Genomic DNA, 12,027 nt, shown 5'->3' with positions numbered 1-12,027 from the left:
CAACCATGAAAAAGAGACTCACATTACTAGTAGCCTTTATTACATTGACGGCTTTTACAACAGTTACTAAAAATGATGACTTTAACTTTGTGGGCAAGTGGATTGGAAAAGATGAAAAGGGAGCCAAAGGAGGTTTTATTTTTGACAAAGAAGGGTATGTGACCTTTATCAAAGGGGAGGAAACAATGGGCGGGAAAGAGTTTAGCCTGAAAGGGAAAAAGATTAATTTGAAATACAGTATAGACCAAACGGCTACACCTATAAAATTAGATATAATAATGGAAGAAATCGAAAGTGGTAAATCGAGGAAACTGCTTTTAATTGCCAAGATTATGGCTAAAGATAAAATTATGCTGGCGCAGGAAGGCGAAGGGAAGCGACCTACAACTTTTACCAAAAATAATTCAATCACACTTACCAGGGAAGAATAAAAAAAAGGCACTTAATAGTGCCTTTTTCAGTAGAATCAGTTATTATTTTTTCTTTTTCGAATCAATGACTGCTCCGGTTCCTGCTCCTACGGCAGCGCCGGCCAAACCGCCTATTATGGCTCCTTCGCCATGTTTTTTATCCACTACGGCTCCGGTTACAGCCCCTACACCAGCACCAATTAAAGCACCTTTGGCGGTGTTGCTCATGCCTTTTCGTTTGGTTGTCGTAGTAGTCGTGGTCGTGCTACTGGCAGCTGTTTGTTGTTGCTGTTGGGCTTGTTGTTGTGCCATGACGGTTTTCATAGAATCAACGGTCTTTTGCTTTTCCATGACCATTTTCATTGAGTCAACGGTGGCTTGTTTTGCTTTTTCTTGTGCTGCCTTTTCTTCTGCCATGTTTTTGCAGGAAACAGCTACTAAAGCAACAGTTAAAAATAAGGCTATCCTTTTCATGATGTTTTATTTTTTAGATTGAAGAGGTAAGGTACAAAAAGATTTACTAAAAACTAAAGGAGTGTTGTTTTTTTTAACATGAAATTAGTCAATTGTATATTTTTTTCACTTCTTTTTTATAGCTGTAAGGTTGTGTTACATTTTAAAATGGACATAAAAATATAGCACAAATGATTAGTTTGTGCTATACCTCTTTTAATCCTGACTAGGAGTCATTAACCAAGAGGATAGCACTTGTTTTAAAACAGAAAAAGGTTTTGATTGTATTGTTGTGATTGCATGAGAAGTGCAACCGGTTGTTACAGGAAACTGTTTTTTGGAATTGATGGAATTCAAAGTATAGTAACATGTATGCAAACTTAGTTGCTGTGTAGTACTTTACGATTGCGTTGCCGAGTTACAAGGATATTGTTAATCCTGTACTTTTTTGCAATATTTATTTAAATAATTTTTAAAGTGTCTGTCAGTAGTTCTGCTTCGTTCTATTAAAAATAATATCAGATTAATGGCAATTACGCACACTGCTCCTAAAATAATAATAATCATTGTTGTTTTGTTTTGACATCTCAAATCTAAATAAATTGTTAGCAAAAACAGTATAACTTGTTGGTATAAATGCAGTTTGACAATCAAAGTGCTGGTTTAACGATTTTTTCTCAAAAATTATAGTATAAAATTCTTAATTTTTTTTTGACGAAACAAACTGTTATCGTGTGCTTTTATTTACAAAAAAGAAATATTCACTCTTAATAACATGCAATTGGGTTTTGGGGTTTTAGCTTTTAAAAGAAAGAAGTATTGATTTTAATACAAGAAGTTATTTGAACGATTTACTCAAGGTGTTTTAGTCATTAAAATAGCCTCTATAGGAGCGCAATCGGTTTCTTCCTCTGGGATGGGTTGATAGCTTATTTTGGCTTCTTTATACTCATCAGTAAAATTCAGTGTGAGTATATAATATGCTGTTAACTGTATATATTGGTATTTAGGCAATTCTTTTAAGCTGTCTTTTTCAATGGTTGGAAAGCAATCTAAGTACCGTCTTATCGCTACGCCATGATATTCAGTATCGCAAGGCAAGGTTTTGGTCGCCAGGTAAAACTTTATTTTATTGGCATTTATAACTGTAACACCCAGCAATTGCTCTGAATCTTCTTCCTGATATTCGTAAACATTCTGATATTGTTTGAGCAATTCCTCTTTGGTAAGCATTTCTAATCCCTTAGCCGTTGTTTGGCTTTCTTTTTTTACTCTCTTCTTGGGTTGCTGTTGAGGTGGTGTCTGATGGCAGCTTAGCAGTAATAGCCCAAAAATCATAACAAAAAAACGTTTTATTAGTTTCATAGTAGCAGCAGTTTTAACAGGTAAATAAAATTATTTTAGTGCTATTGTAGAGCTCAAAATAGTTATCACAGCTTTGAGTTGTTTGGGGGCAAAGCATCCACATTTTTACGAGTCCACTTTCTGCCATATGTCCAGGCAAAGTATATGACTAAAAAAATCAGCATTTGGGCTATTAGAGCGCCAAGGGCTTGTGCCGATTCGCCAGCACCTGCTTTACCTTGTATTCCAAGCACGAGAGTACCTAAAGCTTTTAACAAACTTCCTAAAGTGCCCAATGTACCGAAAACCATCAATCCTGCCACTAACAGTAAAAACCAACCCATTATTTTTTTTCCCATAGTAATGTGATTTTAATAGATATATCTAAAATGAGATTAATAATAGCTAACATACTAAATACCTTCCAGTCTTCCTACAAAAGTTAATAACTTACTTACGCTTCTTCTATTTTGATTCGATCTTTGTTCGGTATTTTTCCTGTTTTAACCAAGCCTTACCGAACGAATATCGAACAAAGACCGAACAAATCCCTAAAAAGTATCGAGCAAGTGGACATTACCGGACATTGCCGGACATTTGATAAAATGAATGCTTCTGATTTTTTCATTAACCAATACAAAAAAGTATCTTTGTCTTCGATTTGAAAACGCTTATAACCTCCATATTACTGCTTACTTTCGTCTGGCAATCGTCATTCCAGTCCGCATTTTTAGGTTATTGGAAATACAATCAGAGAGAAATCATTGCTACCAAATGTATCAACAGGTTCAAGCCTATGATGCATTGTAATGGTAAATGTTTCCTTTACCGACAGTTAAAAAAAGAAGCGGATGCCGAAGCCGAAAACAATAAGATTCCCGAAGCCGTTTTAAAACTCAAAACCATAGATTATTGCATTGTTACACCGGCAACTTGGCAATGGGCTACAGTACTGATATGTAAAGCAAAAGGAAATTTCAATTACCCGAAAGCCACCCTTTTAGAGGGCTATTCCACTTCACTCGTTAAGCCCCCGGCAATTACTGCCTAGTTTTTTTAAAATAACAATTGACTTTCAGCTTGACTGTTAGTCAAAAGAACTGTGGTATAATCCAAAATAAATTTTAACGTGAATAAAACAATTTATACAGTAGTGATGACACTACTAACAATGACTTATGGCTACAGCCAATGCGCTTGTTGTGCCGGCGCCGGAACCGGTTCTTCCAACGGCGATTACAACAATGGCATTTTAACCTTGCCCAAAAACAAATGGGTAGCCGAAACATATGCCGATTACAGGACCATTAACCAAAGTAATACCGTGGCTACTGCCAAGGCAGATGAGGAAGAAACGCCTCTGAAAAATATGCTTATTACTTCATTCGGAGTGCGTTATGGACTAACTAACACCATTACAATTTCGGCATTGATTCCTTATGTTTTCCTGCATACGGATACCGGTAACGATAGCGGTCTGGGTGATTTGGTGGTGATGAGTACTTTTAATGTGTTGAATAAGAATAATTTCAGCTTAGCACTGCAAGCTGGGTTAGAGCTCCCAACCGGTACTCAAAAAAGTTCGGCTTTTGACAATACGACGGTAGTAGTAGGGTCGGGGTCTTATGATCCTATGGTAGGGATTATTGTCGCTAAACGATGGGACAAATACACTTTACAAGCTAATGGCCTATATAAACAAACTACCAAAGGGTTTCACGACAATTACTACGGCAGCATCGCCATTCAAAACGTGACTTTAAATTACAGAATATTGGGCGCCAAAACGAGTTGTGCCTTAATGCCTACTGAGGAAACTGACAAACCAACAGAGTCAACTCCTGATGCTACCACCAAAACAACTTCAGCGAACTTGAGTTGGTCGGTTTTTGGAGGGTATTATGGCGAGTGGCTGGATAACATCAAAGAAGAAGATGTAGTAGATGATAATTCAGGATATTACTTAGGCTATGCTACTTTGGGTACTACATTGAGTTATAAAACCTGGAGTTTTCCGTTGACGGCTTCACTGCCCATAATCCAAAACATGAACGGAGATCAAAACAACGGCGGTTTCCGCATCCGATTAGGGATTATTAAATCGTTTTAAAAACAGTCTATAAGTATTGTTTTCATAAAAAGCCTGATAGGAATAAAGTTCTGTCAGGCTTTTTTATCAATAGTTCACACTACAGAATCTATAACTTATGACTTTTATAAAGTAGGTTAAAGAGTGGATCAAAGTAAAAACACCTAAAGATGTCATTTACTTGATTGATTTTTAGTAAATTAGTAGTTGCTAAAATGGAGTCCAGAAACCATTATAAACGGGGCGTAACCGAAAAGCCATACGAATAGGTAACTAAACAACATGTCCTATGCCTAAGTACATAATTGAAAGAGAAATTCCGGGTGCCGGCAATTTGACACCGGAACAGTTAAAAGGAATTTCACAAACTTCTTGTGGAGTCTTAAACAAACTAGGGCCCCAAATCCAATGGGTAGAAAGCTTTGTGACCGGCGACAAAGTCTATTGTGTCTATATTGCTCCCAACGAGAAATTGATACTGGAGCATGCCCAACAAGGCGGTTTTCCGGCCAATAGTGTAGCCAAAGTAACAGCTATTATCAATCCGGTAACAGCGGAGTAATTGCGATTTTAAATAAGATGCAAATGTTAATATCCTCCAAAAAGGGTAGGGCATTGGCATCTTTTTTTATAATTTGCCACAACAATAATTACAAAATGATTTTCAGAGAAGCCCAAGTAGTGGACATACCACAAATACAAATCGTCAGGAATGCTGTTACCGAAAATACCCTGTCTAATCCGGATTTAGTTACCAATGCCGATTGTGAAGAGTTCTTATTTCACAGAGGGAAAGGTTGGGTTTGTGAAGCGGATAATCAAATTGTAGGTTTTGCGATAGCCGATTTGAAAGAACATAACATTTGGGCGCTGTTTGTGCATCCCGATTATGATAAGAAAGGCATTGGCAAAACATTACACCATCTAATGCTGGATTGGTATTTTGGGCAAACGAATAAAACCGTTTGGCTGGGCACTGCACCTGGTACCAGAGCTGAAGAGTTCTATAAAAGAATGGGCTGGATTGTCACCGGAACTCATGGAAAAGGAGAAGTTAAATTTGAAATGAACAAAACTACTTGGCAATTAGTGCAAAAAGCCAAAGCCGTATAGCATTGTAATCTAACCCTCTAAGAAGTCTAATGATCTAAACCGTCTACCCTATGAATTCACTTTGGAAGCGAATACTACTCAATACCACTCTAAAAACAAAAGAGCCTAAAAACTATTCGAGCTATGCGCTTGCCAAAGCGTATCGGTTGTTTGTCATCACTACGCGCCGTCATATCAAGGATTTTATTTTGATTGCTATCGGAATTTTGTCAGCTTCTTTTGGGTTCAAAGGATTCCTGTTGACCAATCATTTTATCGATGGTGGTGCTACCGGAATTTCATTATTAATCTCGGCCATTACCAATATTCCACTCTATTTGTTGATTATTGGGATTAATATTCCGTTTGTTATTTTGGGATATGTGGTAATGGGGAAGCAGTTTGCCATCAAAACCGCTTTGGCCATAGCCGGACTTTCTACTTGCTTAGCGTTAGTCACTTTCCCGAATGTTACTAATGATAATTTACTGGTCGCTGTCTTTGGTGGATTCTTTCTGGGAGCCGGTATTGGATTTGCCGTTAGAGGTGGCGCCGTTATTGACGGAACCGAAGTGTTGGCCATTTATTTAAGTCGAAAACTGGGTACCACTATTGGCGATTTTATCATAGTAATCAATGTCTTGATATTTTCGGCAGCCGCTTATTTTTTAGGCATTGAAATTGCTTTGTATTCGATGATAACATATCTGGCAGCATCCAAAACCCTCGATTTTATTGTAGAAGGAATAGATGAATATATTGGCGTTACTATAGTGTCTTCGTATAGTGAAGAAATCAAAAAGATGATTGTCAACAAAATGGGCCGTGGTGTGACTGTTTACAGCGGCAAGCGAGGTCATGGCAAACGAGGAGAAAGTAAAGATGTAGATATCATTTACACCGTTATCACCCGATTGGAAATTAACAAACTCACCACCGAAATCGAAAAAATAGAATCCAAAGCTTTTGTGGTAATGAACAGCGTAAAAGACATCAAAGGCGGCATGATAAAAAGACGACCGCTAGACCATTAGTTTTACGATTTAGTTTTATAGTTTTCCAGTACTTCCTGAATAATCTGCAATGGCGATGCCAAAGCATTCACGTATTGAAAATTCCCGTCTCTTTTATTGTCGATGGATAGTTGTATCGGACAGGCTTCACTTTGAATAGCATTGACTTTAAAGCTTTTGCTTTTGGCATCATAAAAAACATAAGGCGCTCCCGAAGAACCAAACCGGAAATAACCTTTAATCAAATACCGCAATCCTTCGAAGGTATAATTGCCGCCAATTCGGTCCTGAAAAAAGCTAAAATGATCCGTATACCCTTCGATCTGTGCCTTGTTGAGTAGTTTGCCTATTTCGCTTGTTGGAGAACTTTGCAGGCAATAATAGTGTTCCTGATTGTCATTCAAAATCGAAAAATCAACTTCAATGCTTGGCATGGCTTTAATCACATCCGGGTGGGTGTTGACAATTTTATACAAAGCAATATCAGCACTGTAAAAAGCTTCAACCAAGGCTACTTCCACCAAAAAGGTATGTCGGTTAATAGCTGGCTCAGCAAAATAATTATCAGCGGTAAAATGGGCCGTCAGTGAAGCATCATTGTAAAATTGTGGGTCCTTAAATTGTACAATTAAATGGGGTTTACTGATGTTTTTCTGCATCAGCGTTATCCAGCGCGTGTCAAAGTTGATTTGCTTTAGAATATCTATGCAATGTTGAAAATCACTCGGATTAATACTGTTCCAATATCTTTTAGTAGTGGTACTATCCAATGGAAAACAAGTGTCAAATAACTGTGCCTGCACCGAATTTAAATAAGGTAGTATCTCCGTTTCATACAAACTTTGTTCTATCGATTTAAAGATTTTGGCTTCTGTCCTTAGGTTGTGCGCTACCGAGAGAATGAATCCGTCACCAATATGGAAGGCACAAATGTTGTTTTCAAAATGGCGTCGGTGTGGTTCGCTTTCGTTTTGAATCCACATGATACGGAATAGCGGTGAGGTTTGTTCGTGGGTCAGTTCGAGTTGTTTGGAGAGCACAGTCATTTTGATTTATAAAATAGGTTGATTTTAGTAGTGGAAAGTAACCGAAAAACAGATTTTGATTATAGGATATTTCTTTAGGTGTTTTTTTTAAAAACGCATTGCATTGATAAAAATACGCATTTCATCGGATTTTTTGTTTGTTTACATAGTTTGCTTATTTGCCTTTTTTGCCCCTAAAATGTTTTTTTAGTTTTGCGCGATGAAAAATAAGTAAGTTTTAAACAATAGTACTTTGATTTTATCGAATATATACTATAAATCCTTAAAAACGATTTTTTTTAAAACTATGATGCTTATTTCTTCCGCTCAAACAACTAAAAGCAATCTTCAGGCTTTTAGAAAAAACACTAAAGATTACTTCCGGAATTTTTTAAAGAAAAGAGAATCTAATCCTAACACACTGAGAGGTTCTTTTTCAAAAAATAGAATTACCAGCCTACTTTTACTGCTTTCTGCATTTGGAGTGCAGGCCGCTACTATAACCAGTACAGCTACAGGAGGAACTTGGTCTACGGGTTCCACATGGGTGGGAGGAGTTGCTCCGGCAACAGGTGATACGGTTATTATTGCTACAACGGGCACTGGGTCGGTTAATATTACAACTTCTATAACGCAAACGGCAGCGGGTTCTGTAACAGTGAACAATGGTGCTAAACTAACCATGAGTTCAGGAACCCTGGTTTTTGGGGCTTTAACCGTTAGCAGTGGCGGTACCATAACCATCAGACGTACAACGACTATACTGGGTGCCACCACCATAACAGGAAGAATCAACTTTGGCGCAACCGGTACCACGGCACGTACTATTACATTTACAGGGGCTGTTACCCTTAATGCCGGAGCCGTTTGGGATGAAACCAATGTTGGAACAAATACCATTAAAGACACCTATGTCATTAAAAATAGTTTTACAAATAACGCTACAACATTTACACCTTTAACAGGGAGTGCTCATAACTTTACAGGAACGGGAACCTTGTCTGGTTCTACCACAACGGCAATGCCAACGGCAACATTTACGGCAGCTTATACCAATAATGGAGTATTTACTTCAGCCACACTGCTTACCGTTACCGGGGTAACACTAACCAATAACGGAACCATAACAGCCTCAACAGCACTGTCTGGTTCAGGAGGAGTTACACAGGGAACCACCGGAATATTAAATATAGGAGGCGCTTCAGCCATAACAACACTAACAGCTACTGCTTCGGGGAATACCGTTAATTATACAGGAGCAGCACAGACTGTGCATACCGGTAATTATAGTACGTTAAATTTTTCGGGAAGCGGAATAAAAACGCTGGCAACAGGAACTACAACAATAGGATCCCTTTCTTTAAGTGGCACAGCATCTACTACAACAGTTGTAAACATGGCTATTTCCAATACACTTACCATTGGTAGTGGTACTACTTTTACAACTGGTGCCAATTTTACCCAAAGTGTTGGTGGAGCAACTTCGATTACCGGCTCACTGGTTCTGGGAGGTACAGGAACCAAAACATTTACCGGAGATGTTACCCTAAATGCTGGAAGTGTATGGAATGAAACAGCGGTATCAACTATTAATTTTGGAGGAAATGTTACCAATAATGCTACAACATTTACAGCAAATACCGGTGGGCACAACTTTACCGGAGCCACCAAAATAATCAGCGGAACAACAGCGGCATCCATTCCGACAGCCACTTTTACAGGGGCGTACACCATAAATAATGTATTTACTTCGTCAACCTTACTTACCGTAACAGGAGTAGCAGTTACGAACAACGGAACCATAACTGCCACCACTTCATTAACCGGAACCGGAAGTGTCATTCAAGGTGCTACAGGAATTTTAAATCTTGGAGGTACCATTGGAATTACTACGTTAAATGCTGCGACTGCAGGAAACACGGTTAATTATACCGGGGCAGGGCAAACCGGTTTTGTTACTACTTACAGCAATCTTATTTTATCAGGTTCAGGAACTAAAACTTTTGCTACTTCACCAACAATAAATGCAGTATTGTCAATGGAAGGAACTGCCATAATTTCTATTGTTCCAATTTATGGAAGTAGTGCTACATTGCAATACAATACAGCTACGGCAAGAGCTGCTGGTGTAGTATGGATTACTCCATTTGTAGCAACGGGTGGAATCATTATTAAAAATACTGGGGCTATTACGACTCCGGGAGTTGTTCAAATAGGAAATAATACAAATATTCCATTAAATATTAATTCAGGTGCCACACTAACTCCGGGTGCCAATCTTATAACTTTTCACGGAGATTTTATTAATGCAGGAACTTTGACAAGTGGTTCAGGAGGAATTACCATTGGCGGAACAACGGCAACACAATCTATTGATTCTTTTACCACTACAGGAGCCGTTACATTAACCAAAACAGCAGGAAACGCTACATTAACCGGAAATGCCAACGGAGGAGCTCTAACTATTAATGGTTCTGGAGGAACTTTGAATTTAGGAATTGGGTTAACGCATACTTTTACTGGCATTGTAACACTTACGGCAGGGACTTTAAATGGAGGAAGCAGTACTTTAAATGAAAACGCTGTCAGTGCAACGGCTTGGAACGGAACCGCCAGTGTTTTTGTACCAGCCAGCGGAACGGTGAATTTTGGAGCGGCCGGAAATCAAACCATAGCGGCCAATACCTCTTTTTACAATCTTGGATTTTCAAATTCAGGTACCAAAACATTCAGTAATTCCACCACAGTAAATAATAATTTTTCAATAAGCGGATCAGCGGTAGCCAATTTAGGAATGGGTCTGGTTCATACAGCATTATCGCTAAATCTTGGCGGCGCTTCTCAGGCAATAGGTACGTGGGGTTCTACAGCATCTTCAGCGCTAAATAAAAATGCTACCTGGTTTGGGTCGTCAGCAACAGGAACCATTAATATTAGTTGTGTTGCTCCATCGGTTCCAACTAGTGGTGGCAATAAAATAATTTGTTCCGGTATTTCAATTCCTGCATTAACAGTTACAGTTAGTGGAGGTCAACTGGCTGATTGGTACAACCAATCAAGTGGAGGTACTTTACTATTATCAGGGTCAACGTCTTATACACCTTCTGGCGCAGGAACCTATTATGCAGAAACAAGGGTTTCTGCTACAGGATGTTTAAGTGCTACACGAACTGCCGTTACACTTACTGTTAATCCGTTGCCGACTATACTTTTGTTAACGGGAAATACCATTTGTGCTAGCCCGGGCGGAAACGGAATCATAGCATCAACAACTTCCCAAGTAGGAGTTAATTATCAATTATACAATTCAGGTAATGCAACGATTCAGTCTGCTAAAGCCGGAACGGGTAGTGCCTTAACTTGGTCTACACTTGCGGCTGGTAATGGCTATTATGTTGTTGGAACTAATGCAACTACAGGCTGTTTTTCAACTAGTGGTGGCGTTAATGTGTCTGCTAATGCCAATCCGATAGCACTGGTTTTAACAGGAAGTACTATATGTACCAGCCCAGGAGGTGAGGGGTTAATTACCTCTTCAACTTCTCAAACAGGTGTAGATTATCAGTTGTATGATTCTTCTAATGCAATGATACAAACTTCCCAATCAGGTAGCGGAAGTACTCTCACATGGACAGATTTGATTGCTGGAACCGGATACTATGTAATCGGTACAAATTCGGCTAGCGGTTGTGTTTCGTCTCATAGTAATTCGGTAAATATTTCCACAGTATCCAATCCAATTGCACTTGTTTTAACTGGAAGTACAATATGTGCTAGTCCGGGAGGAAATGGAACGATAACATCAACTACCTCTGTAATAGGAGTAGAGTACCAATTAAATGACAGTTCAGACAATGATATTGGTACAGCTATACCCGGTACAGGAGCAGCACTTACTTTTACCGGAGTCCCAGCAGGGACAGGCTATTATGTTGATGGGATAAATACATCAACAGGCTGTGTATCTCCATCAAGCAACTTAGTTGATATAGCCACAAATCCAAATCCTGCTGATAAAACAATCTCAGTTTCTTTAGCATCTGTTTGTACTGGTACTGGAGCTAATATTATTGTCGCCGGATCAGTTGCATCGCAAAACTATCAATTAAGAAATGATATAGGAGATACGAGTATTGGTAGTCCTGTTGCAGGCAACGGAGGTACTATAAATTTGCCTTCAGGAAACTTAACAGTTGATACAACATTCAATGTGATAGCCACCATAACAGCGACAGGATGTACAACCGAAATGAGCACACTTCCTATAATAACTGTAAATCAAAATAATACAGTAAGTGCCGCTTCGTCTTCACCAACTTTATGTATTAATACGGTTTTAACGGCTATTACTCATACAACTACAGGCGCTACAGGCATTGGAACAGTTACAGGTTTACCAGCTGGAGTAACGGCAGCCTGGGCATCAAATACTATCACTATTAGTGGAACTCCAACAGCTTCCGGGACTTTTAATTACAGCATTCCTTTAACGGGAGGTTGCGGTACAGTAAGTGCTACAGGAACAATTATCGTTACACCAAATAAAACAGTAAGTGCCGCTTCGTCTTCACCAACTTTATGTATTAATACGGTTTTAACGG

11 protein-coding genes are annotated in these 12,027 nt (G+C 38.8%); 7 read left to right on the top strand and 4 right to left on the bottom strand.

Going from position 1 to position 12,027, the window contains the following annotated elements:
* Positions 1–5: 5 nt before the first annotated feature.
* Positions 6–431 carry a hypothetical protein gene (locus tag V7D82_RS05620; protein WP_333599995.1) on the top strand — a complete coding sequence of 142 codons (426 nt, stop codon included), beginning with the start codon at positions 6–8 and terminating at the stop codon, positions 429–431.
* A gap of 42 nt (positions 432–473) precedes the next feature.
* Here V7D82_RS05620 and V7D82_RS05615 read toward each other — a convergent pair whose 3' ends face one another.
* From V7D82_RS05615 to V7D82_RS05605, 3 genes are all read right to left on the bottom strand, one after another.
* Positions 474–884 (bottom strand): YMGG-like glycine zipper-containing protein, encoded by a 411-nt coding sequence (locus tag V7D82_RS05615; RefSeq protein WP_333599994.1) that lies wholly within the window; start codon positions 882–884, stop codon positions 474–476.
* Positions 885–1,718: 834 nt separating this feature from the next.
* Positions 1,719–2,228: a hypothetical protein gene (locus tag V7D82_RS05610; protein WP_333599993.1), complete on the bottom strand. Its 510-nt coding sequence runs from the start codon at positions 2,226–2,228 to the stop codon at positions 1,719–1,721.
* Between the two features lie 65 nt (positions 2,229–2,293).
* Entirely contained in the window at positions 2,294–2,566 is a 273-nt protein-coding gene (locus V7D82_RS05605; RefSeq protein WP_333599992.1) for a hypothetical protein, read from the bottom strand.
* A gap of 302 nt (positions 2,567–2,868) precedes the next feature.
* Between V7D82_RS05605 and V7D82_RS05600 the strand changes: the two genes are divergently transcribed.
* The 5 genes from V7D82_RS05600 (at position 2,869) to V7D82_RS05580 (ending at position 6,422) form a co-directional block, all read left to right on the top strand.
* Positions 2,869–3,258: a hypothetical protein gene (locus V7D82_RS05600; protein ID WP_333599991.1), complete on the top strand. Its 390-nt coding sequence runs from the start codon at positions 2,869–2,871 to the stop codon at positions 3,256–3,258.
* A 78-nt stretch (positions 3,259–3,336) separates the two neighbouring features.
* Positions 3,337–4,317, top strand: coding sequence for a transporter (locus V7D82_RS05595; protein WP_333599990.1), 981 nt, complete (start codon positions 3,337–3,339; stop codon positions 4,315–4,317).
* 268 nt (positions 4,318–4,585) lie between these two features.
* Positions 4,586–4,858 carry a DUF4242 domain-containing protein gene (locus V7D82_RS05590; RefSeq protein WP_333599989.1) on the top strand — a complete coding sequence of 91 codons (273 nt, stop codon included), beginning with the start codon at positions 4,586–4,588 and terminating at the stop codon, positions 4,856–4,858.
* A gap of 95 nt (positions 4,859–4,953) precedes the next feature.
* Positions 4,954–5,409, top strand: a complete 456-nt coding sequence (locus V7D82_RS05585) for a GNAT family N-acetyltransferase (protein ID WP_333599988.1) — start codon at positions 4,954–4,956, stop codon at positions 5,407–5,409.
* A gap of 50 nt (positions 5,410–5,459) precedes the next feature.
* The gene (locus tag V7D82_RS05580) at positions 5,460–6,422 is read left to right on the top strand and encodes a YitT family protein (protein ID WP_333599987.1); all 963 of its coding nucleotides are present in this window, start codon (positions 5,460–5,462) and stop codon (positions 6,420–6,422) included.
* A gap of 2 nt (positions 6,423–6,424) precedes the next feature.
* Here V7D82_RS05580 and V7D82_RS05575 read toward each other — a convergent pair whose 3' ends face one another.
* A complete protein-coding gene (locus tag V7D82_RS05575; protein ID WP_333599986.1) occupies positions 6,425–7,447 on the bottom strand; it encodes a hypothetical protein in 1,023 nt (340 codons plus the stop codon).
* Positions 7,448–7,733: 286 nt separating this feature from the next.
* On the opposite strand from V7D82_RS05575, the gene V7D82_RS05570 reads away from it, so the two are divergent.
* The coding region (locus V7D82_RS05570) for a beta strand repeat-containing protein (RefSeq protein ID WP_333599985.1) at positions 7,734–12,027 on the top strand (4,294 nt) is incomplete at its 3' end.

It is taken from the genome of Flavobacterium sp. (assembly GCF_036741995.1).
Classification (GTDB): Bacteria; Bacteroidota; Bacteroidia; order Flavobacteriales; family Flavobacteriaceae; genus Flavobacterium.
This window is presented reverse-complemented; position numbering and strand designations above follow the sequence as displayed.

Bases quoted from the DNA above. Each gene is read 5' to 3' on its own strand.
- V7D82_RS05620 (WP_333599995.1), top strand. From the start codon at position 6: ATGAAAAAGAGACTCACATTACTAGTAGCCTTTATTACATTGACGGCT.
- V7D82_RS05615 (WP_333599994.1), bottom strand. From the start codon at position 884: ATGAAAAGGATAGCCTTATTTTTAACTGTTGCTTTAGTAGCTGTTTCC.
- V7D82_RS05610 (WP_333599993.1), bottom strand. From the start codon at position 2,228: ATGAAACTAATAAAACGTTTTTTTGTTATGATTTTTGGGCTATTACTG.
- V7D82_RS05605 (WP_333599992.1), bottom strand. From the start codon at position 2,566: ATGGGAAAAAAAATAATGGGTTGGTTTTTACTGTTAGTGGCAGGATTG.
- V7D82_RS05590 (WP_333599989.1), top strand. From the start codon at position 4,586: ATGCCTAAGTACATAATTGAAAGAGAAATTCCGGGTGCCGGCAATTTG.
- V7D82_RS05585 (WP_333599988.1), top strand. From the start codon at position 4,954: ATGATTTTCAGAGAAGCCCAAGTAGTGGACATACCACAAATACAAATC.
- V7D82_RS05580 (WP_333599987.1), top strand. From the start codon at position 5,460: ATGAATTCACTTTGGAAGCGAATACTACTCAATACCACTCTAAAAACA.
- V7D82_RS05575 (WP_333599986.1), bottom strand. From the start codon at position 7,447: ATGACTGTGCTCTCCAAACAACTCGAACTGACCCACGAACAAACCTCA.